The organism is Microbulbifer yueqingensis, from assembly GCF_900100355.1.
GTDB lineage: Bacteria > Pseudomonadota > Gammaproteobacteria > Pseudomonadales > Cellvibrionaceae > Microbulbifer > Microbulbifer yueqingensis.
Window position 1 is genome coordinate 194,765 of sequence record NZ_FNFH01000004.1, and the last position, 22,446, is coordinate 217,210.

Genomic DNA, 22,446 nt, shown 5'->3' on the forward strand with positions numbered 1-22,446 from the left:
AGTGTCTTACCTCAAATTAAACGGCTTCCGCCACCGGGCGGGACGAATTCTGGTTGGCGGCGTGGCGGCGGGTCATCTCGCCGGCCAGCGCCAGGTAGGCAATGGCACCCTTGGAGTGCTTGTCGTACTCCAGCGCCGGCTTGCCGTAGCTGGGTGCCTCGGCCAGCCGCACGTTACGGGGAATGCAGGTCCGGTAGAGACGCTCGCCGAAGTACTCGGACAACTGCTCGGAAACGTCACTGGTAAGGCTGTTGCGCGGGTCGTACATGGTGCGCAGGATGCCCTCGATGCGCAGCTCGGGGTTCGCCGCCCGCTGGATCTGGGTGATGGTGTCGATCAGCGCCGACAGCCCCTCAAGGGCGTAATACTCGCACTGCATGGGAATCAGTACGCCATTGGCCGCACAGAGGGCATTGACCGTGAGCATGTTGAGGGAGGGCGGGCAGTCGACCACGACATAGTCGTAGTCACCGGCGATCGGGCGCAGGGCCTTGCGCAACCGCGACTCGCGGCCCTCCATGTCGAGGAGCTCCACCTCCGCCGCGGACAGGTCGCCGTTGGCCGGCAGCAGGTCAAAACCGCTCTCGGTGGTGACGATCGCATCCCGCGCCGCCGCTTCGCCGGCCAGCACATCGTAAGACGAGATTGCCAGCTGGCTCTTGTCCACACCGCTGCCCATGGTGGCGTTGCCCTGCGGGTCCAGGTCGATCAGCAGTACGCGGCGACGGCTCGCGATCAGGGAGGCGGCCAGGTTGACGCAGGTGGTGGTCTTGCCCACACCGCCTTTCTGGTTGGCTACGGCAAATATCTTGCTCAAGGTTCTTGTCCTTTGTTCTCCCCGGGGACGCCCTCCCTGAAGTCGCCCGGGTCGCACGGCATTGGCCGGCATCAGCAGGCGCCACCCGCCAGGCGGGCGCGCGCAGGTCTCGGAATCTGGTTCTGAAAACTGGTAGTTTCAGCGCGGGATTTACGCCAGGCTGCCGCCTTTCACTCGCGGCAGAGAACGATGAGGTGGCGATCCGCATCGCAACCCGGTACCGACAGGGGATGCACCTGCTCGACCTTAATCCCTTTTGCAAGTGCGCTCAACTCATCTTCGGGCCACTTGCCCTTCATAGCGTAAAACCTGCCACCCTCGGTTAGCAAGTGCTCACACCAGGTTACCATGTCAGCCACAGAGGCGAACGCCCGTGAAACCACGCCGGCAAATTTCTGCGGTGGCTGGTAGGCCTCCACCCGCTCATTCACCACCGTGACGTTGGGCAGCGGCAGCTGGCTCGCCACCTGGAACAGGAAACGGGTCTTCTTGCCGTTGCTGTCGAGCAGGGTGATGGGCCGGTCCGGGTAAATGATCGCCAGCGGGATACCCGGCAGGCCGCCACCGCTACCCACATCGATCAATGGCTCGTCGGCGGCCCCGCAGAGCTTTACCACGCTGAGGCTGTCGATGATGTGGCGCTCCAGCATCTGGGCCGGGTCGCGTATCGCCGACAGGTTGTAGGCGGCATTCCAGCGGGCGAACAGCGCCAGGTAGTGCAGCAGCTTGTCCTGCTGTTCGCGCGACAGTTCCACGCCCATCGCGGCCGCGGCCTGGCACAGGCGCGGGCGGAATTCTTCCATCTGCAGAGAAATTGTCGGATCCCCCGATTTGCCCCCTGGGGCAGCTGTAACTTACCGCAGCAGGCGCCGCCGGGCGCTGCCGCAAAACTCCCGTGCTAGCCGGCCTTCTTGCGCGTCAGCAGACCGCGCTTCTTCAGCTGGATCAGCAACAGCGACACCGCCGCGGGAGTCACTCCCGGTATGCGCGAGGCCCGGGCCAGGGTATCGGGGCGGGTGTCGCCCAGCTTCTGCTTTACCTCGCTCGACAGGCCCGAGACCTCGCTGTAATCGAAATCCGCCGGAATGGGCGTGTCCTCATAGGCCTGCAGGCGCTCGATTTCATCGCGCTGGCGATCGATATAGCCCGCGTACTTGGCGGCAATCTCCACCTGCTCGGCAACGCGCTCATCTTCCACAGCCTGCCCCTTGAGGTCCGCAACATCGCGATAGCCCAGCTCCGGGCGGCGCAGCAGGTCCATGAGGTTGTACTCCCGCCCGAGCGGTTGCGGCAGGCGGGTCTCGACCCGGGCGGCCTGCGGCGTGCCCGGGTGGACCCACGTCTCACGCAGGCGCTGCTCCTCGCGCGCGATGCCCTCGCGCTTCTCGCAGAAGGCCTCCCAGCGCGCGTCCGGGACCAGTCCCAGCTCACGCCCTTTTTCGGTCAGGCGCAGGTCGGCATTGTCCTCACGCAGCAGCAGGCGGTATTCGGCGCGGCTGGTGAACATGCGATACGGCTCTTTGGTACCGCTGGTGATCAGGTCATCGACCAGCACACCCAGGTAAGCTTCGTCGCGGCGCGGGCACCAGGCCTCGCGCTCCTGCGCACGCAGCGCGGCGTTGGTTCCCGCCAGCAAGCCCTGGGCAGCCGCCTCCTCGTAGCCGGTGGTCCCGTTGATCTGGCCGGCGAAAAACAGACCTTCGATAAACCTGGTCTCGAGCGACGGCTTCAGGTCGCGCGGGTCGAAGAAGTCATACTCTATTGCGTAGCCGGGACGGGTGATATGGGCCCGCTCGAAACCGGGGATGGATTGCACCAGGTCCACCTGTACATCGAAGGGCAGGCTGGTCGAGATCCCGTTCGGGTAGAGCTCGTTGGTGGTCAGCCCCTCCGGTTCAACGAAAATCTGGTGGCTGTCCTTGTCGGCAAAGCGGTGCACCTTGTCCTCGATGGAGGGGCAATAGCGCGGCCCCACGCCCTCGATAACACCGGAAAACATTGGCGAGCGGTCCAGGCCGCCGCGGATGACGTCATGGGTGCGGGTATTGGTGTGGGTTATCCAGCAACAGACCTGGCGTGGGTGCTGGGCCCGCTCCCCGAGGTATGACATGACCGGGGTCGGTGTGTCCCCCCACTGCTCCTCCATCACGGAAAAGTCCACTGAGCGCGCATCGATGCGCGGCGGGGTGCCGGTCTTCAGTCGTTCAACCCTGAACGGCAACTCCCGCAAGCGCTCTGCCAGCGCGATCGAGGGCGGATCTCCGGCGCGACCGCCGGACAGGCTGTCGAGGCCGATATGAATGCGCCCCCCGAGAAAGGTACCGGCAGTAATGACGACGTTGCGGGCGCGGAAGCGTAGGCCGGCATTGGTTACCACGCCGACGACGCGATCCCCCTCCACGATGAGGTCATCGGCGGCCTGCTGGAAGATCTGCAGGTTGGCCTGGGCCTCGAGAGTCTCGCGAATGGCTGCGCGATACAGGGCACGGTCGGCCTGGGCGCGGGTAGCGCGCACAGCCGGTCCCTTGCGCGCATTCAGTACCCGGAACTGGATGCCGGCGCGGTCGGTGGCCGCCGCCATGGCTCCGCCCAGAGCGTCGACCTCCTTCACCAGGTGGCTCTTGCCGATACCGCCGATGGCCGGGTTGCATGACATCTGGCCCAGGGTGTCGATGTTATGGGTCAACAGCAGGGTGCTGGCACCCATGCGGGCCGCTGCCAGGCTGGCTTCGGTCCCGGCGTGTCCGCCGCCGATCACGATGACATCGTAGTTTTTGGGGAATTCCATAACCGCTGCACCAGGGGGCGTCTGTCTGAAAAGGGCGCACATTTTATAGCCAGCCACCGCTTACAGCAAATGGAGAAATGCGGGGGCAACTGACCGACCATCGCAATTGTAAGGTGGTCGCCAGGAGGTTAATCCCCAGCTGGCGCTTCGATGCTTTCTACGCCATGCCCCCTCTTACACACTATTAAACTTATACATATGTATATAGGTATGTTGTTTAGATGTTGTTGTAATTATTAGGGCGGGCAGTTTCCTGTATAAGAGCGAAAAGGCTATATAAAACAATAGGTTAGCTATAGGGGTAGGTTGCCCATAACCCCTGTGCCGGCAGGGGTGCAATGGCGGTACGCGCCTGTGGACAGACGGGATAACTTTGCTGCCATTTCCCGGAAGCCGAACTTATACCCGGGTTCGCACGCAGGAAGTTGGCGTTTTATCCCCTTTTTTACCCACAGGGTGGGGGCATGGCGGGGTTCCTGTGGGTAAATTGGCACTGAAGTTGTAGTGGACCTGTGGGGAAACCGGGGGCTCTGGATAACCCTGTGATCATTTGTGCGCAACTTCTGTGTTCAACGAGTGGAGTTCCGGGGGGCTTCTTTCTGGAGTGGTGGTTGCCGGGACGGCTGCAGCGGGGGGGAATAAGTTGGGAAGGCTTCGGTGCGCCGGACCCGGCGCACCGAAGCAGTGGTTTTGGGGGGATTACTTGCCGATACAGAAGCTGCCGAAGATCTTGCCGAGCAGCTCGTCGGCGCTAACCGCGCCGGTAATTTCCCCCAGGGATTGCTGGGCCTGGCGGAGATCCTCCGCCAGCAGCTCGCCGGCACCACTTTCATGCAGCTGGGCGGCGCCCTGTTCGATGAAGGCGCGGGTGCGGGACAGTGCCTCCAGGTGGCGGCGGCGGGCGCTGAAGTTGCCCTCGGCGGCCCCGCTAAAGCCCATGCACTGCTTCAGGTGCTGTTTCAGTGCGTCCAGGCCGGCGCCGGTTTTCGCGCTTATGGCGATGACGGGGACGCCATCGGTATGGGCCTGCAGGCCGGCGCTGTAATCGGTCAGGTCGATCTTGTTCAGGACCAGGGTCAGCTTCTCCGGGTCCGGGAGGCGCTCGGTAAATTCCGGCCAGACTGCAGCCGGGTCCAGGGAATGGGCCTGCTCCGCGTCCACTACCAGCAGGACCCGATCAGCATGGCGTATTTCCTCCCAGGCGCGCTGGATACCGATCCGCTCCACCTGGTCCGGGGAGTCGCGCAGCCCTGCGGTGTCGGAGAACTGGAGAGGCATACCCTCGATGTGGACATGCTCGCGGAGGATGTCCCGCGTGGTACCGGCGATATCGGTGACGATGGCCGCCTCCCGGCCGGCCAGTGCATTCAGCAGGCTCGACTTGCCAGCATTGGGGCGGCCGGCGATGGCCACCTGCATGCCCTCCCGCATGATGCTTCCCTGCCGTGCCTGGACCTCCACCGCTGCGAGTTGCTGTAGCAGCTGGTCCAGATCGGCCGCGACCTTGCCGTCAGCGAGGAAATCGATTTCCTCTTCGGGAAAATCGATCGACGCTTCGACATAGATGCGCAGGTGCATCAAAGAATCGGTTAAATCTTCGATTTTTTCGGAGAAGGCACCTTGTAGTGACCGCATCGCATTGCGGGCAGCCTGGGCGCTCCCGGCCTCGATCAGGTCGGCAATGGCCTCGGCCTGGGCCAGGTCGATCTTGTCGTTCAGGAAAGCGCGCTCAGAGAACTCGCCCGGGCGGGCCTGGCGGGCACCCTCCTCGATGCAGGCCTGGAGCAACTGGTCGAGGATTACCGGTCCCCCGTGCCCCTGCAGTTCTACCACGTCCTCCCCGGTAAAGGAGTTGGGGCCCGGGAAGAACAGGGCTATGCCCTGGTCCAGCAGCTGCCCGTCGTGGCGAAAGTCGCGGTAGTGCGCCTGGCGCGGTTGCAGGGGGCGCTCGCCGGCGATTGCCCGCGCGATATTGGCGGCATCGGGGCCGGACAGGCGGATGACACCGATGCCGCCGCGGCCCGGTGCGGTGGCGACCGCGGCGATGGTATCCCGGTTGAGGTTCTGTGATGACATGGGAGAAGTTTATCCGACTGGGAGTTTTCTGCGCTGTAACGAAACAGGGCCGCGAAGTGCGGCCCTGTGTCTTGAAACCTGGTGGCGGGCCTACTTGGCGCCGCCCTCGATCTGCTTGTTGAGGTACCAGGTCTGCGCGATGGTAATCAGGTTGTTGGCAATCCAGTAGAGCACGAGGCCCGCCGGGAACCACAGGAAGAAGAAAGTCATCATCAGCGGCATCAGCTGCATGATGCGGGCCTGGGTCGGGTCGGTGGGCTGTGGCTGCAGTTTCTGCATGAGCCACATAGTCGCGCCCATGATGACTGGCAGGATGAAGTAGGGGTCCTTGACTGAAAGGTCGTTGATCCACAGGATCCAGGGCGCGTGGCGCAGCTCGACGGTCTCCATCAGCATCCAGTAGAGGCCGATGAATACCGGCATTTGCAGCAGGATCGGGAAGCAGCCACCCATCGGGTTGATCTTCTCGCGGCGGTAGAGCTTCATTGTCTCTTCCGCCAGTTTCTGGCGATTGTCCTTGTACTGCTCCTGCAGCTTCTTCATCTGCGGCGCGAACTTGCGCATGCGCGCCATGGACTTGATGCCGGCCGCGCTCAGTGGGTACAGCAGCGCCTTGATAAAGACGGTGAGCAGGATGATCGCCCAGCCCCAGTTGCTGACGATGTGCTCCTGGATAAAGTGCAGTACCCGGAACAGTGGCTTGGCGATCCACCACAGCCAGCCGTAGTCGACGGTCAGGTCCAGGTAGGGGGAAATCTCCTCGAGCCGGTAGACGTCCTTGGGGCCGGCATAAAAGGATGCGTCCAGTTCACCCTGGGTGCCCGGGGCGATCTGTACCGGCGGCGCCACGAATCGCATCGCGAAGAGGTCGTTGCGCAGCTGGCGCAGTTCGAAGGTGTTGCGCATGTCCTGCGGGGGAACCCAGGCGCTGAGGAAATAGTGCTGGACCATGGCCACCCAGCCGCCTTCGATCGTGACGGTGGTGGGCTTCTCGGCGATTTCCTCGAAATCCTGCTTGAAGTAGTTTTCCTCCGGGGTGCGCAGGGCGGCACCGAGGAACGGCGACATGCCGATGCCCGCGTCGGTGGGCGGCATGTGGGTGTCGCGCTTGATCTGCCCGTACATGGCCGCGGACCAGGGGGCCGCGGACGTGTTGTCCACCAGGTAGGTAACGCCGATCAGGTAGTCGCCGCGGTTAAAGGTGTAACGCTTGGTGATGTTGGCCCCTTCCTGTCGCAGGGTGAGGTCCACGGTCAGGGTGTCCTGTCCCTCCGCGAGGGCATAGCGGGTATCGGCAACGCTATACAGCGGGCGCCCTTTGGCGCTGTCGGTGCCGTTCTGGCCGATCAGGCCACTCTGGGAGACGTAGGTGGCATCGCGGGTCTGTTTCAGCAGCAGCAGGGGCTGGTCAGGGGTATCCCGCTCCTGGGCGTACTCGCGCAGGGCCACCTTGACGATATCGCCGCCGCGGGGGTCGATCAGCAGGTCGAAGACATCGGTGGTCACGCTGACCAGTTGCTTGCTGGGCGCCGCGGCCTCAGCGGCTGGGCGCCCCTGCTGTAACTGGGGCACGTCGGTGCCATTGTCGGTGCTGGTGCTGGTGCCGGGGACGGTGGCGCCCTGTCCGGCGGTGACGATTTCGCGGTCGATTTCCGGGGCTCGCCGTTCCTGGAATGCATTCCACTGGAAAATCAGGGCGAGTACAACTGCGGCGATTCCGCCCAGCAGCGCGTAACGTGGCCAATCCATCTTGTTTCCTGGGGTATCTTCTAGAAGTTTGCTATTGGTCTTTCGTGTCGGGAGCGGGTGGAACCGGATCCAGGCCGCCGGGGTGCCAAGGGTGGCATTTTATAAGGCGGCGGCCGCTTAAATAACCCCCTTTCAGGAATCCATGTGCTTTTAATGCCTCTTCCGCATAATGCGAGCAGGTGGGGTAGAAGCGGCACTGGTTCCCCACCCACGGGCTGAGCAGGTAGCGGTAGACATGGATCAGCCTGATTGCCAGCCAGCTCATCGCTTCCGCGCCCCTTCCTTTTGTTCCTGTACCCGGCGGGCGAGTTTGCGCCACTGCTTGTCAAAGAGCTTGGCCAGGATCGCCTTGTCCATATCGCCTATACCCGGTCGTGCAATCACGACGGCATCGATGGCCGGAAGGGAGTGCTGGCGCAGGCGGAAGGTTTCCCGGGCGATGCGCTTGATCCGGTTGCGGTCCGCTGCATTGCGGACGTGCTTTTTGGCAATGACGAGACCCAGGCGCGGATGCCCGAGGTCGTTGTGGACGGCGAGGATGAGGAGACTGGGATGTGCGGCGCGCACCTGGGTGCCGGAAAAGACGGCGCGGTACTCTGCCGCATTGAGCAGGCGCAGCGGCTTGGCAAATCCGAAGTCGCTGCGTTGCTCTTGCATATATAGAGAGGGGCTTCCCGCGGGCGGGAGCCTCTTATGCAGACAGTACCTTGCGGCCTTTCGCGCGACGACGGGCCAGTACCTTGCGACCGTTCTTGGTTGCCATGCGAGCACGGAAGCCGTGGTTGCGCTTGCGCTTCAAGTTGCTGGGTTGGAATGTACGCTTCATGGTCTTGCTACCTGAGACTTTGTATTCGGAAAATCGTGGGGCTTCCCCCGGCCGCGGCCCTTGCCCCCGGCCCGCTGCGGGCGGAGCTGTGCACTGCGAAGGCGGCGGATTGTATAGAAAGACACCAGCTAAATCAACGCGGGCGGGGCGCGAAACGCGCTTTTTTGTTCATGCCCGACGGGTTAAGTCTAGCTTCCGGATCCGGCCCTGAGGTTGGGCGCCGCTCTCGGAGAGGTGCCCACCGGTTGGTCCCAAGATATCAACAGCTCCGTGTGGATAACTTTCCCCGCATTGGTCGGTATGCTGGTTAGAAATTATGCAAATTGTTGAAACTAGGGTATTTTTTTGCCGAATTTTTTTAGTAAAAAGCCTTTCGCTTGTGGATAACCGGTGGTGGGGAAAGGTATAATCCCCGTCTCTTTTGCGCGGTGCCGGTGCGCTCCCGGGTGGAGTGCCGGCCGGTTTCGCCGCGATGATAATTTCTATATTTGTGGTTTTTTGGGGGGTTCCTTGTCTGAGTCCGTTTGGAAGCAGTGTGCGTCCTGTTTGCAGGATGAATTGCCCGCACAGCAATTCAACACCTGGATACGGCCCCTGCGGGTGACTTCAGCGGCGGCCGGTGAGTTGCGTCTGCAGGCCCCTAACCGGTTCGTACTGGATTGGGTCAACGGGAAGTTCCTCAACCGCATACGGGAGCTGGTGGCACATTACAGTGGCGGGCAGGTACCCGACATCGTACTGGAGTCGGCTGCCCGGGCCACGGCGCCGCGGTTTTCCCGCGGCAGGCGTGGCGCGGAGGCCCCGGCAGATGGTGGGCGGCGCGCGGTTGCAGCCCCGGTCAGCGAGGAGGGTGTCGCCCCGCAGGCGGTTGCGGCGGAGGAGGCAACAGCCGACCAGGTGAGTAGTCATGAGTTGGCGCTTACTGACGTGCGGGCCCCGGCACCGGCCGGGCCCGCGGTGCCCGCAGCCGGTGCCAGCCCCACCGGCCGTGCGGCCGCCGAGGGTGGGCGCAACGTGGAGGTGGAGGGGGCGATCAAGCACGGCAGTTCCCTCAACCGCAATTTCACCTTTACCTCTTTTGTTGAAGGCAAGTCGAACCAGCTGGGCTTGGCGGCGGCGCAGCAGATCGCCGATAACCCCGGTGGGGCCTATAATCCCCTCTTTATTTACGGCGGTGTGGGGCTCGGCAAGACCCACCTCATGCATGCGGTTGGCAACGCGCTGCTGGAGCGCAACCCCAACGCAAAGGTGGTGTATCTGCACTCCGAGCGGTTCGTAGCCGATATGGTCAAGGCGCTGCAGCTCAATGCCATCAGTGACTTCAAGCGTTACTACCGCTCGGTGGATGCGCTGTTGATCGATGACATCCAGTTCTTTGCCGGCAAGGAGCGTTCCCAGGAGGAGTTTTTCCACACCTTCAACGCGTTGCTGGAGGGGGGGCAGCAGATCATCCTGACCTGCGATCGTTACCCGAAAGAGATCGACGGGCTTGAGGAGCGCCTGAAATCCCGTTTTGGTTGGGGCCTTACGGTTGCAGTGGAGCCGCCCGAGCTCGAAACTCGCGTGGCCATCCTGATGAAGAAAGCTGAGCAGGTAGGTGTCGACCTGCCGCACGACTCCGCTTTCTTTATTGCCCAGCGTATCCGCAGCAATGTGCGCGAACTTGAGGGCGCCCTGCGACGCGTGGTGGCGAACGCCCAGTTCACGGGCCGCCCGATCGACGACGTACTGGTCCGCGAGGCGCTGAAGGACCTGCTGGCGCTTCAGGATCGACTGGTCAGTATCGACAATATCCAGCGGGTGGTGGCGGAGTATTACAAGATCAAGGTAGCTGACCTGTTATCCAAGCGCCGCAGCCGCTCGGTGGCGCGTCCGCGCCAGGTTGCCATGTCGCTTGCCAAGGAGCTGACCAATCACAGCCTGCCGGAGATCGGTGATGCATTTGGTGGCCGGGATCACACGACGGTGTTACACGCCTGTCGTAAAATCCGGGAGTTGCAGGAGTCCGACGGGGATATCCGAGAGGACGTGAAACTGTTAACGCGCTCCCTGACCACCTGAACCAATAAACGACAATACAAGGCGAAAGACCATGAAATTCAATGTGAGCCGGGACGCCCTCCTGAAACCGCTGCAGCTGGTCGCCGGCGTGGTGGAGAAACGCCAGACCCTGCCGGTACTAGCCAACGTGCTGATGCAACTGCAAGGCCAGGAGTTATCCCTTACCGGTACCGACCTGGAAGTGGAGATCGTCGGCAGGCTGCCGGTGGACGGGGTTGAGCTTGAAGGGGAGGTGACTGTCCCGGCGCGCAAACTGCTGGATATCTGCCGTTCCCTGCCGGATGGCGCCGAGCTCAAGTTTGAGCGGGACGGTGAGCGGCTGATTCTCCGCAGCGGGCGCAGCCGTTTCCAGCTGTCCACCCTGCCGGCCACCGATTTCCCCAACCAGGAGGAGACGAGTGCGCAGACCCGCTTCTCGATCTCGCAGCGCGAGATCCGTCGGCTGATCGAGGCCACAGGGTTCGCCATGGCGCAACAGGACGTGCGTTACTACCTGAACGGCCTGCTGCTCGAGTGCCGGCCGCAGCAGTTGCGCGCGGTCGCGACCGACGGACACCGGCTGGCGATGTGTGACCGGGACGCCCCGGGTCTCAATGTGGATAGCCCCCTGCAGGCAATTGTGCCGCGCAAGGGCGTGCTCGAACTGGGCCGCCTGCTGGAGGATACTGACGCACCGGCCGAGGTGGTGCTCGGGAATAACCATATCCGGGTAATCAGCGGCCAGTTCACGTTTACCTCCAAACTGGTGGATGGGAAGTTCCCGGATTACGAGCGGGTGCTGCCGCGGGCTACCGGCAACGAGATCTACGCAGACCGCCAGGCGCTGCGCCAGGCGTTTTCCCGTGCTGCCATCCTGTCCAATGAGAAGTACCGTGGTGTGCGCCTGCAGGTTTCGGAAGGCCTGCTGCAGATCGTTGCCAACAACCCTGAGCAGGAAGAGGCGGAAGAGCAGGTGGTAGTGGATTATGTTGGTGAGCCGCTGGAGATCGGCTTCAACGTCAGCTACCTGCTTGACGTAACGGCGGCCATCCACAGCGACCAGATCCGTATCGGGCTGGCTGACGCCAATAGCAGTGCACTGCTTCAACAGCCGGAAGAGGGTGATGCTCTCTATGTGATCATGCCGATGCGGCTGTAACCTCTGTTTGTGAATCTCGCCAGATTTCCCTCCCTGATTGCTGCCGAAGCCGGCCCGGTTTCGGCAGCTTCATCTTCCCCCGACCTCTCGGTCCGGTTGCCGAAAGCGGAGGCGCTGTGACTCTCCGGCGCCTGGTGCTCTCTAATTTCCGCAATATCGCCCATGCAGATCTGACTCTGGGGACAGGGGTAAACCTGTTTTGCGGTAAGAACGGGTCAGGCAAGACCTCCCTGCTGGAGGCCGTCCATATGCTTTCTTCCGGTCGCTCTTTCCGCACCAGGCATCACAGTTCGGTAATACAAGAGGGAAGTGGACAATTGACGGTGTTCGGACAGCTGGCCGGAGGTACGACGCTCGGCATCGAGCGCCTGGCCTCAGGCGGCGGGCGCATCCGCGTAAACCATGGGGATGCGGAATCCAGCTCCCAGCTGGCAGCGTTGCTTCCGCTTCAGGTCATAAACAGTGAAAGTTTTTCCGCGCTGGATGGCGGTCCGGGGGTGCGGAGACGCCTGCTGGACTGGACAGTGTTCCACGTGGAACATTCCTTTATCCGGGCCTGGAAAAACTATCAAATTGCCCTGAAGCAGCGAAATGCATTGCTTCGTCGTGGTAAAATCGACCCATCGTCCCTGGCGGTATGGGAGCAGCGTATGGCCGCCACTGGCGTGGAGGTGGACCACTTCAGGTCCCAGGCATTTGCCGCCCTCAGCGCGGCCCTGCGGGGCCTACAAGGGGATCTCGGCGATTCGCCGGTATCCCGCGTGGACTTTTCCTACCGGCGCGGCTGGCGCAAGGAACTGGACCTCGGGGAGGCCCTGCGGCTATCCCGGGAGGGTGATATGGCGCAGGGGCACACGCGCATCGGTCCACAGCGGGCGGACCTGAGGTTTACCGTGGCCGGGGAACCGGCTCACAACATTCTCTCGCGGGGCCAGCAGAAGATGCTGGTTTGCGCGCTGCGCACCGCGATGGCAGAGGTGGTGCGCCAGCGGGGAGATAAGCCGGTGTTCCTGGTGGATGACCTGCCAGCGGAGCTGGACGAGGAAAACCAGCAGCAGTTTGCCCGCTGGGTAAGCCGCTGCTCGGGGCAGGTGCTGGTCACGGGAATCGATGCGGAGGCAACGGCTCGTCCCTGGAGGGGCCTGGAGTCTCCCTGGAATACCCCAACGATGTTCCACGTGGAACATGGCAAAATCACAGCCGTCCCCACTGCGGGCGACAGGCAATAGTTGAATGGAGTGAATCAATGTCAGAGCAGAATAGCTATGACTCCAGTAGTATCAAGGTGCTGAAGGGGCTGGATGCAGTTCGAAAGCGCCCCGGTATGTATATCGGTGATACCGACGACGGCACCGGTCTCCACCACATGGTCTTCGAGGTGGTGGATAACTCCATTGACGAAGCCCTCGCCGGTCATTGTGACGAAATCCGCGTAGTCATCCACCCGGACGAGTCGGTATCCATCTCTGACAATGGTCGCGGAATACCGACCGAGATGCACGAGGAGGAGGGTGTCTCAGCCGCTGAGGTCATCATGACCGTGCTGCACGCCGGCGGAAAATTCGATGACAACACCTACAAGGTGTCAGGCGGACTCCATGGTGTTGGGGTCTCGGTGGTCAATGCTCTCTCGGAAGAGCTCAAGCTGACCATACGCCGCAACGGCAAGATTCATGAGCAGGTCTACCGCCACGGTGTGCCACAGGAGCCCCTGAAAGTGGTGGGCGACTCCGATACGTCGGGTACTGCGGTGCACTTCAAGCCTTCCGCCGAGACATTCACCAATATTGAGTTTCATTTCGACCAGCTTGCGAAGCGCCTGCGGGAACTGTCGTTCCTGAACTCCGGTGTGCGCATCGTCCTCAAGGACGAGCGCAGCGGCAAGGAAGAGGTGTACGAATACGAAGGTGGCCTGCGCGCGTTTGTGGAATTCCTGAACCATGCCAAGAACCCCATCAACAAGGTGCTGCACTTCCAGAGCCAGCGCGAGGATGGCATCGGCGTCGAGGTGGCCCTGCAGTGGAACGACAGCTTCCAGGAAAACATCTTCTGTTACACCAACAACATTCCCCAGCGGGACGGTGGCACGCACCTGGCGGGCTTCCGCGCCGCCCTGACCCGCGGCCTGAACAATTACATCGAAAAAGAGGGCCTGGGCAAAAAGGACAAGATCCACACTACCGGTGACGACGCCCGCGAAGGCCTCACGGCCATCATCTCGGTCAAGGTGCCGGACCCCAAGTTCTCCTCCCAGACCAAGGACAAGCTGGTTTCCTCCGAGGTGAAGCCCGCAGTCGAACAGGAAATGGCGCAGCATTTCAGCGACTACCTGCTGGAGAACCCACAGGAGGCCAAGTCGGTCGTCACCAAGATGATCGATGCCGCCAAGGCGCGCGAGGCGGCCCGCAAGGCGCGGGAAATGACTCGCCGCAAGGGCGCACTGGATATTGCCGGCTTGCCGGGCAAGCTGGCCGACTGCCAGCAGAAGGATCCCGCGCTCTCCGAACTGTACCTGGTGGAGGGTGACTCGGCCGGCGGATCTGCCAAGCAGGGCAGGGACCGGCGCACCCAGGCGATCCTGCCCCTGAAGGGCAAGATCCTGAACGTCGAGAAGGCGCGTTTCGACAAGATGCTGTCGAGCGCCGAAGTCGGCACCCTGATCACCGCGCTGGGCTGTGGTATCGGCAAGAGCGAGTTCGACCCGGACAAGCTGCGCTACCACTACATCATCATCATGACGGATGCCGATGTGGATGGTGCCCATATCCGCACGCTGCTCCTGACCTTCTTCTTCCGGCAGATGCCGGAGCTTATCGAGCGTGGGCATATCTATATCGCCCAGCCGCCGCTCTACAAAATTGCCAAGGGCAAGCAGGAGCAGTACCTGAAGGACGAGGCCGCGCTGACCCAGTTCCTTACCAGTGCCGCCCTGGACAGCGCGACCCTGTACGTAAACCCGGAGGCGCCGGGGCTGTCAGGGCAATCGCTGGAAAACCTGGTGGCCGAGTACCGTTCAGTACTCAATACTATCGACCGCCTTTCCCGGGTATATCCGGATGAGGTGCTGCGCAGCATGATTTACCTGCCAAGCCTTACACCCGAAGACCTGCAGTCACGCCAGGCCATGGAGGAGTGGTGTAACAAGCTTCAGGAGCAGTTACAGGCCGAGGCGAACGGCGGTGGCCGCCGCCACGAGGTCACGGTGCAGGAGAACACCGAGCGCGGCCTGTTCCTGCCCCATATCCATATCGTCGCCCACGGCGTGGGCAGCGATTACCTGATCAATCACGAGTTCTTCGAGTCGGCGGAATACCGCGCAATCCGGGCCCTGGGGGAGAAAATGGTCGGGCTGCTGGAAGAGGGCGCCTATATCCAGCGTGGCGAGAAGCAGCAGCCGGTCAGCAGCTTCCCCGAGGCACTGGAGTGGCTCATGAACGAGAGTCGCCGCGGTTACAGCATCCAGCGCTACAAGGGCCTGGGCGAGATGAACCCCGAGCAGCTGTGGGAAACCACCATGAACCCTGAGACGCGCCGCATGCTGCAGGTAACAGTGGAAGACGCTATCGCCGCGGACCAGATCTTCACTACCCTGATGGGGGATCAGGTAGAGCCGCGCCGGGACTTTATCGAGAGCAATGCGCTCGCGGTGGAGAACCTGGACGTCTGATCAGCCCCCGGCTGACGAGGTGTTCAAGGCCGCCGCCGGCGAGTGAGTGAATGCTTACTAATCCGGCGGGCGGCAGGACACTGTTTTACGCGTTGTATGAGACTGGCAAACTTTCCATGCAGCAGATATCCAAGCGACAGAAGGACCACGGCCATACTCCCCAGGTGGCTGTCAGAGTCGCACCGACGCCCCGGGGCCGGGCTATCTGGCGGCCAGCGGCGATACTGGCCGCCGGTGCTGTCTTTATCCTGCTCGCCTTCCAGCCGTTTGGCACTGCCGGCGACACCCTGCCATTCAAAGGACTGAAGCTCGCGGGTTATGCCCTGCCGGTCGCGTTGGCAGCCATGTTTGGAGGCATATGCCGGCACCTTCTCATCGCGCGGCGGGCGTCCGCCCGTGGCCGCTGGTGGTTTGAGAGTCTCGTGGCACTGGTGACATTGCTACTGGCCGCTCCCCTGAGTTATTGCTACTTCGTGCTGGTGATCAGTCCCCATCCCTGGACGCTGGACGGAATGCTCTACTTCTTCCGGCTGGCCTTCCTCGTGGGGGCACTACCCACTGCTTACCTGGTCCATTCAACCGTAACTGCCGAGCGCAACCGCCCCCGGCCGGCGGGCAACCCGGAACCTGCTGCTCCGGCGGCAGAACCCGGCACACGAGAGCTGGAGCTGATCGGGGAAAATCGGGGCGATCGAATCAGGCTGCCCCAGTCGGCGATTCTCTGGATAAGTTCCGCCGATAATTACTGTGAGATATTCCACGATGCCCGGGGCGGGGTCGCTGTACACCTGTTACGCTCCAGCCTGACGGCCCTCGAGCGACAGCTGCAGCACACCAGCATGGTACGCTGCCACCGGGGCTACCTGGTTAACCTCGATCGTGTCATCTGGGCTTCCGGAAACTCAGCCGGCTATCGGCTCACGCTCGACGGCACCGACACCACCATCCCGGTGTCCCGTCGCTATGTCGCCGGTCTGCAGCCACAGCTCTCTCGCATTTCCTGAAGCAGGCGGTCAGCGGGGCAGCGCTAGCGTTTGCCACCCGTCCCTGCCCCTTGCCGTTCCTCCCAGCAATCCCGCCACCCGTACCTGAAACCGCCTGTTCACCCCAAACTGTTCGCCCATGGAGACGCCAGACCAATACGCTGGCTTCACCAACAAAACAGGAGGGCAGGCATGTCTCGCTACACCTTAAGATCCATTCAGGCACTCTTCCTCACCGCGGCGGTGATCGCGGCCCCGGCCGGCGCGCGCGATCCCGGGCAGGCGCCCGCGTCCCACGACGTTGACTACCGGGAGGTGCTGGAAACCATCATCGACACCACCGAGCGAAACCTTTACGACCCGGCCCAGCTCGACCATCCCGCCTGGGTAGGGATAAAAGAAGCGGCCGAGGCGCCCCTGCCGGCGTTCGATAGCCGGGCGGCTTTTTCCCGCTGGTTCTGGCAGCGCGCACAGAAACTGCCGTTCAGTCATTACGGTGTTACCGTGCAACGCCCACGCGCTTCCGGCGCCGCAGCATCGAGTGGAGACGGGAAAAGCGCGGATCTTTACGAGCTGGAGAGGCTGGAAGCGCAGACCGTTTATCTCCGCGTACGCTCGTTCAGCGGCCGCCGGGCCGGAATGGAAAGCGTGATCGAGCAGCTGGATCGCATGGCGCCGGAAAAGCTGATCCTAGACCTGCGTGGCAACGGTGGCGGCAGCGTGGAAGCGGCGCTGCCTCTCGCCAATTACCTGGTCGGTGAGACCATGGACGGCGGCGCCTTCGTCACCCGCCGCTGGTTTGACCAGCACGGGCGCGCCCCCACCGGTGACGACTTTGCCAAATTCCCGCCATTCACGGCTGCCAGTTTCAGGCTGATTCGTGAAGGTATCCACACCCAGGAGGGGCTCCGCCTGCAGCTCACAGGGCATCCAAGCCCCTTCACCGGCCGGATCCTGATACTCACCGATGGCGACACCGCTAGCACCTGTGAGCCATTCGTCTACGGGCTCCAGCGGAGCGGCCGTGCCACCCTGGTAGGGGAAACCACCGCCGGCAAGATGTTGAACGGGGAGGCCTTCGCCGTGGGCCCGGGGCTGACACTCTTCATGCCCACTGCGGATTACTACACGGTCGACGGCAAGCGTCTCGATGGAAGGGGGGTAGCGCCGGATATCGAAGTGCCCTCAGCCGACGCACTGGCCACGGCGGTCGAGCTCCTGCGCGGCTAGACATAATGAGAGATAGAGGGTGTGGAGTTGGTGGGGACTCACAAACCCGTGCCGACCAGGGGGCTGCAAGTTATTTCTCCAGCAGCAACCCGCACTCCCGGTGCTCCTCACCCTTGGTTGGATCGAAATACACGTCGTTGTCGGGCAGCTCGTTTTCGTACACGTACTCCTCGACGTCGATTTCCCGCAGGTGGAACATAGGCGCGACACGGATGGTGCCGTGGTTGCCCCTGGTGAAGACATCAAGGTTCTTGCGGTGCGCGTTCTGGTCGTGGCGGATGCCGTTCAGCCATACATCGGGTTTGAGGTCCTGCATCGCCCGGTTGAAGGGTTCCAGTTTTACCGTGCGCGAGAAGAAGTCGTGTTCCGGCGTATCCAGCGGCGGGATACCTCCATAAACGGCGTTATAGTGCGCAGCTGACATCTTCGGCGAATAGGTGTGCAGGTTGAGGTCGAAATCCTTGATCAGCCGCTCGATGTGCCGGTAGGTCTCGGGAGTGTTGTAACCGTGATCCACCCAGATTACGGGAATATCCGGCTTCGCCCGGGTGACGAGGTGCAGGAAGGCTACCGCCAGGGGACGGAAATTGGTGAACACCACCGGGTTCTCGGCCTGCTCGATGGTGAAGCGCATGATCTCACTGGGTTTGGCATCCCTGAACCTCTGGTTCAGGGCCTCCAGGTCGGCACCGTGATGAAAGGTGCGCTGCGGGAGCGCGCTGATCGGTTTGCTTGCCACGTCTGGTCCTTGCCCGTTCGGTCTGCTGCGGATTCTCGAGCCTGCATGCTACTGCGTAGGAATACCGCGTAAAAATAATAAAAAAGAGTGAAGATAGCTTAATAAGTTATAACCAGTCGCAAGCAAGCTAGGCGCGCGTCCGGAGGTTGGACCGCCTCCCAGCCCGGTGCATTAACAGTTGGTCCTGGCGGGCCACCGGGCAATAGCGACGCTCGTGCTCGCGGAAACCGTGCCGTTGGAAAAAGTACCGCGCCCCCAGGTTCTCCTCCAGCACACATACAGATAGCCACGGCTGCGTCCCGAGCACGCCGGACAACAAGTCGCTGCCGGCGCCGGTGCCCTGGAGGGCCCGGGCGACAAACAGGCAGGTTAGTTCCCCCCCTTTAGATGTGGCGATCATCCCATCCGCGCGATCCGTTCCCCCACTGCAATAGACGAGTACAGTTTCTTCACCCCAGCACCGATGAAGGTCAGGTAGCCTTGCCCGCCAGTAGCACAGCGGCAGGGAGGGGTGGGCCTGGCTAAAGGTATCCATCCACAGCCGCTGGAGACGCTCGGCGTCCGAAGTTATAAGTCGACGAATCATCGCGCCACCGTTAGTGAGTGCTCGCTGCGAATCTTAATCAGCGGCGGCGGCCGCGACGAACACCGGGAAATTGATATAGATCAACAAATTTCCCGCTTTTCGGCATAAATTTTCCCGCGAACATGTAGCGCACCTGAGAACTTGATAGTAAAATGGAATCATTCTCATTTACAAAGTCAATCAAATAATCACACCGTCCATGGAGGATTCATGAACCGCTTTGTCCTGTCGCCACTGGCGATCGCCCTGACCGCCTCTTTCGCTGCGCCGGTGATGGCTGAGGAGACTGAAACCAGGCTCGAGACCATAGCCGTAATCGGCGATGCCGAAACCATCCGCGAGCTCCCGGGCTCGGCACACCTGGTTGATGCAGAGGAACTGGCGAAATTTGAGTTTGCCGATATCAATCGCATCGTCCGCAGCGTGCCGGGTGTCTACCTCCGAGAAGAAGACGGTTATGGCCTCCGCCCGAATCTGGGCATCCGCGGTTCCGGCAGTGGCCGTTCCAGCAAGATTTCCCTGATGGAAGACGGTGTGCTGGCCGCGCCGGCTCCGTACGCCGCGCCGGAGGCCTACTACTTCCCGACCACCGGTCGCCTGAGTGGCATCGAGGTGCTGAAAGGCCCGGGTACCCTCAAGTACGGTCCTTTCACCGTCGGCGGGGCGGTGAACCTCCTGAGCACACCGATTCCCGAAGCCACCACCGGTGTGGTGAAGGTAGAAGCAGGCCAGAATGGCGAGAACCGCCTGCACACCTACTACGGCAGCAGCACCGAAACCACTGGCTGGCTGGTAGAGACCCACCAGCAGTACGCGGACGGCTTCCGGGAAATCGATCGCGCCGGCAGTGCCGATATCCAGAAGGAAGATTACCTGGTCAAGGGGCGCCTGAAGTCAGATGCCAGCGCCACCTACCAGCAGCAGCTGGATGTGAAGCTGCAGTACTCCGAAGAGCTCTCCGGGATGAGCTATGTCGGCCTCACCGATGCCGATTTCGCCGAGGACCCGAACCGTCGTTACGGCCTTACCGCCCTGGACGAGATGCAGAACCGTCACAGCACCGTGCAGCTCAATCACAGCATCGCCCTGAGCGACAGCTTCTCCCTGCACACCCAGGCCTACTACAACAAGTTCAAGCGTGACTGGTTCAAGTCGAACAATGCCGGCGACCTGCTGGACGCCGCCAACGCGGGCGACTCCCTCGCCCAGGCCGTGCTGGATGGTGAGATGGATTTTGCCGGCCTGGAGGTCAAGCACAACAACCGCACCTACGATTCCCGCGGAATCCAGGTGAGCGCGGACTGGCAGCTGAACACCGGCGCGATTGCCCACGATCTCGAGGTCGGCGTGCGTCGCCACTTCGACGAAGTGGACCGTTTCCAGCCGGTTGAAATCTTCAACCAGGTAGACGGCGCCCTGGCGTTTGTGGAAAAAGAACTGCCCACCGGCGGTAACAACCGCGTCGAGGAGGCAGATGCCACCTCCCTGTTCATCTACGACAATATCGCGCTGGCGGAAAAACTGACCCTGACCACCGTGCTGCGCTACGAGGACATCAGCACCGAGCAGCAGCGCTACGACGACGTGGCCCGCAATGAGGAGGGTAGCTACCGCTCCAACCAGGTGGACGAGTGGCTGCCGGGTGTGGGCCTGGTTTATGACATCGATGGCCAGTGGAGCGTCCTGGGCGGCGTGCACCGCGGCTTCGCGCCTCCGGGTGCAGGCTCAAAGGAAGGTGTCGGCCCGGAGCTGTCCACCAATTACGAGGGCGGCCTGCGTTTCGATAACGGGTCCCTGAACGCGGAATTCATCGGGTTCTACAGCGACTACGAGAACACCGTGCAGAACTGTTCCGTCGCCGTGCCCTGCCCGGATGGCGCCGACAGCGGCACCTTCGGCCTGGGCGAGGCAGAGATCACCGGTCTCGAGGCGTCCCTGGGTAACGACTGGGCGCTCGCCAATGGCTGGATCCTGCCGCTGCGCGCGACCTACACCTACACCGATGCCGAGACCACCGCGGACAGCGACGACGGTTCCATCCTGGCAGGCGACAACCTGGCTTACCTGCCGGAGAATGTCTTCGCACTGACCACCGGTATCGACAGTGGTGCCGCGTGGCGCGTGAACCTGACAGCCGCCTTCCAGGATGAGATGTGCGTGAACACCGGCTGCAACCGCGGTGCCTCCGACCAGTACGATTACACCGACTCACTGTGGGTGCTGGATGCGGCGGCACACTACGACTTCAGCCAGGCGCTGAGCGGCTACCTGAAGATCGACAACCTGCTCGACGAACAGGTCATCATCAGCCGCAGCCCCGACGGCGCGCGCGCCAACAAGCCGCGCACCGCGATCCTGGGCGTGAAGTACGCGTTCTGATCCGGCGCACCAAGTCCGTAAACGAAAAGGGCCGCGATAATATCGCGGCCCTTTTTTATTGGACGTCATTTCCGTTTCGTGGATTATGAGCCGCTCGGGGCAAGGTGCGCGAAGTGCGCCTTCAGGTAGCGGGTTTCCGGAATCGCCGGGTGCACCGGGTGGTCCGCGCCCTGGTAACCACTGTGAATTACGGCTGCATTCAGCCCCAGCTGCCGGGCGGCCCCGCGCACACACTCCATCAGCTCCTCGCCGGCCAGGTGCATCGAACAGGATGCGCTGACCAGCAGCCCGTTGTCCGCCAGCAGTCGCATCGCCAGTTCGTTGATATGGCGGTAGGCGGAATAACCCGCCCTGTGGTCCTTGCGCCGCTTGATGAAGGCCGGTGGGTCCAGCACAACCACGTCGAATTTCTCCCCGGCGCCCACCATCGCCTTGAGCACGTCCACCGCCTTGCCGCGCTCGGTGGCGAGCCTGTCGCCGAGATTGTTGTGTTCCGCGTTGGCCCGGCACCAGTCGAGTGCCTGCCCGGAGGCATCCACGCAGGTGGCAGACGCGGCGCCATGGGCCAGCGCCTGCACGCCCCAGCCACCGGCATAGGAAAAGAGATCGAGTACGCGCTTGCCGCCCACCCAGCGGTTCAGCATTGCGCGGTTTTCCCGGTGATCGTAAAACCAGCCGGTTTTCTGCCCCGCGTGCACCGGTGCCAGCAGCGCCACGCCGTTTTCCTCGAAGGGCACCATATCCGGCACCGTTCCGTAAACCTCCTCGTTTACCAGCGGCATGTCTTCCATGGCGCGGCCCTGATGGTCATTGCGCAGCAGGATACCCAGCGGCTGCACGAGTTCTTTCAATATCTCCACGATCTGGTCCAGCAACTGTTCCATTCCCCAGTTGCTCACCTGCACCACCAGGTAATCCCCGAAGCGATCCACCACAAGCCCGGGCAGGCGGTCGGAATCCCCGTAAACCATCCGATAGGACGGCTGGGAGAAGTAGCGCTCCCGCAGCGCCAGGGCCTGTTCCAGCCGTAGACGGAGAAGATCTGTATCTAGCTTCTGTTGCCTTGAGACCAGCCGGCCACAGATCAGCTGGGCCGGATTGATAAAGGCCCAGCCCAGCGACTTGCCGCGGCTGTCGAGGATCTCGCACTGGCTGCCCGGCTCGATGCCCTTGAGCGGCTGTCGCTTCGTATCCACCTCATTGCTGTAGATCCACAGGTGCCCGCGCTTGAGGCGCCGGTCGGCACCGGCGTTGAGGAATAGTTGGGTGTCCAAGACTCGCTGGCTCCGTCGTTGTTTGTCATGGGGGCGCAATTCTTCGGCTTGCGTACATACAATGCAAGCCTAGTCTCCTCCACGAGGCCAGAGTCCCGGCGTGGACCAGCAACTGCGCAGGGGTTGATACCAG

Annotated in this window: 18 protein-coding genes; 7 read left to right on the plus strand and 11 right to left on the minus strand. The window is 62.2% G+C overall.

Features of this window, described 5'->3' with window-relative positions:
• Nucleotides 1–16 precede the first annotated feature (16 nt).
• The 8 genes from BLT26_RS11465 to rpmH all read right to left on the minus strand — a co-directional run bounded on the left by BLT26_RS11465 (nt 17) and on the right by rpmH (nt 8,256).
• Nucleotides 17–817 (minus strand): ParA family protein, encoded by an 801-nt coding sequence (locus BLT26_RS11465; RefSeq protein WP_091514007.1) that lies wholly within the window; start codon nt 815–817, stop codon nt 17–19.
• A 170-nt stretch (nt 818–987) separates the two neighbouring features.
• Entirely contained in the window at nt 988–1,620 is a 633-nt protein-coding gene (rsmG, locus tag BLT26_RS11470; RefSeq protein ID WP_091514009.1) for a 16S rRNA (guanine(527)-N(7))-methyltransferase RsmG, read from the minus strand.
• Between the two features lie 95 nt (nt 1,621–1,715).
• Nucleotides 1,716–3,605, minus strand: coding sequence for a tRNA uridine-5-carboxymethylaminomethyl(34) synthesis enzyme MnmG (gene mnmG / locus BLT26_RS11475; protein ID WP_091514012.1), 1,890 nt, complete (start codon nt 3,603–3,605; stop codon nt 1,716–1,718).
• A 699-nt stretch (nt 3,606–4,304) separates the two neighbouring features.
• Complete coding sequence (gene mnmE, locus BLT26_RS11480) at nt 4,305–5,681, minus strand: tRNA uridine-5-carboxymethylaminomethyl(34) synthesis GTPase MnmE (protein ID WP_091514015.1); 1,377 nt, start codon at nt 5,679–5,681, stop codon at nt 4,305–4,307.
• Nucleotides 5,682–5,771: 90 nt separating this feature from the next.
• A complete protein-coding gene (gene yidC / locus BLT26_RS11485) occupies nt 5,772–7,430 on the minus strand; it encodes a membrane protein insertase YidC (RefSeq protein ID WP_091514019.1) in 1,659 nt (552 codons plus the stop codon).
• Nucleotides 7,431–7,461: 31 nt separating this feature from the next.
• Entirely contained in the window at nt 7,462–7,695 is a 234-nt protein-coding gene (gene yidD, locus BLT26_RS11490) for a membrane protein insertion efficiency factor YidD (RefSeq protein ID WP_091514022.1), read from the minus strand.
• Entirely contained in the window at nt 7,692–8,087 is a 396-nt protein-coding gene (rnpA, locus tag BLT26_RS11495) for a ribonuclease P protein component (protein WP_091514025.1), read from the minus strand. The genes yidD and rnpA overlap by 4 nt, the downstream gene beginning before the upstream one ends.
• A gap of 34 nt (nt 8,088–8,121) precedes the next feature.
• Nucleotides 8,122–8,256 (minus strand): 50S ribosomal protein L34, encoded by a 135-nt coding sequence (gene rpmH / locus BLT26_RS11500; RefSeq protein WP_091514029.1) that lies wholly within the window; start codon nt 8,254–8,256, stop codon nt 8,122–8,124.
• 558 nt (nt 8,257–8,814) lie between these two features.
• Between rpmH and dnaA the strand changes: the two genes are divergently transcribed.
• From dnaA to BLT26_RS11530, 6 genes are all read left to right on the plus strand, one after another.
• Nucleotides 8,815–10,317, plus strand: a complete 1,503-nt coding sequence (gene dnaA / locus BLT26_RS11505; protein ID WP_425435283.1) for a chromosomal replication initiator protein DnaA — start codon at nt 8,815–8,817, stop codon at nt 10,315–10,317.
• A gap of 31 nt (nt 10,318–10,348) precedes the next feature.
• Nucleotides 10,349–11,455, plus strand: a complete 1,107-nt coding sequence (dnaN, locus tag BLT26_RS11510) for a DNA polymerase III subunit beta (RefSeq protein WP_091514033.1) — start codon at nt 10,349–10,351, stop codon at nt 11,453–11,455.
• Between the two features lie 134 nt (nt 11,456–11,589).
• Nucleotides 11,590–12,684, plus strand: a complete 1,095-nt coding sequence (gene recF, locus BLT26_RS11515; RefSeq protein ID WP_245720694.1) for a DNA replication/repair protein RecF — start codon at nt 11,590–11,592, stop codon at nt 12,682–12,684.
• Nucleotides 12,685–12,701: 17 nt separating this feature from the next.
• The gene (gene gyrB, locus BLT26_RS11520) at nt 12,702–15,122 is read left to right on the plus strand and encodes a DNA topoisomerase (ATP-hydrolyzing) subunit B (protein ID WP_091514040.1); all 2,421 of its coding nucleotides are present in this window, start codon (nt 12,702–12,704) and stop codon (nt 15,120–15,122) included.
• A 116-nt stretch (nt 15,123–15,238) separates the two neighbouring features.
• Entirely contained in the window at nt 15,239–16,126 is an 888-nt protein-coding gene (locus tag BLT26_RS11525) for a LytTR family DNA-binding domain-containing protein (protein ID WP_175453098.1), read from the plus strand.
• Nucleotides 16,127–16,297: 171 nt separating this feature from the next.
• Complete coding sequence (locus BLT26_RS11530; RefSeq protein WP_091514046.1) at nt 16,298–17,335, plus strand: S41 family peptidase; 1,038 nt, start codon at nt 16,298–16,300, stop codon at nt 17,333–17,335.
• 70 nt (nt 17,336–17,405) lie between these two features.
• Here the strand turns inward: BLT26_RS11530 and BLT26_RS11535 are convergent, their stop codons facing one another.
• Together BLT26_RS11535 and BLT26_RS16755 are read right to left on the minus strand one after the other, a co-directional pair.
• On the minus strand, nt 17,406–18,074 hold the full coding sequence (locus BLT26_RS11535) for a phosphoadenosine phosphosulfate reductase domain-containing protein (protein ID WP_175453099.1): 669 nt from the start codon (nt 18,072–18,074) through the stop codon (nt 17,406–17,408).
• Between the two features lie 127 nt (nt 18,075–18,201).
• Entirely contained in the window at nt 18,202–18,660 is a 459-nt protein-coding gene (locus BLT26_RS16755) for a GNAT family N-acetyltransferase (RefSeq protein WP_091514050.1), read from the minus strand.
• Nucleotides 18,661–18,870: 210 nt separating this feature from the next.
• On the opposite strand from BLT26_RS16755, the gene BLT26_RS11545 reads away from it, so the two are divergent.
• The gene (locus BLT26_RS11545) at nt 18,871–21,039 is read left to right on the plus strand and encodes a TonB-dependent receptor family protein (RefSeq protein WP_091514053.1); all 2,169 of its coding nucleotides are present in this window, start codon (nt 18,871–18,873) and stop codon (nt 21,037–21,039) included.
• Between the two features lie 83 nt (nt 21,040–21,122).
• Here the strand turns inward: BLT26_RS11545 and BLT26_RS11550 are convergent, their stop codons facing one another.
• On the minus strand, nt 21,123–22,313 hold the full coding sequence (locus BLT26_RS11550; RefSeq protein ID WP_091514057.1) for a class I SAM-dependent rRNA methyltransferase: 1,191 nt from the start codon (nt 22,311–22,313) through the stop codon (nt 21,123–21,125).
• Nucleotides 22,314–22,446 lie beyond the last annotated feature (133 nt).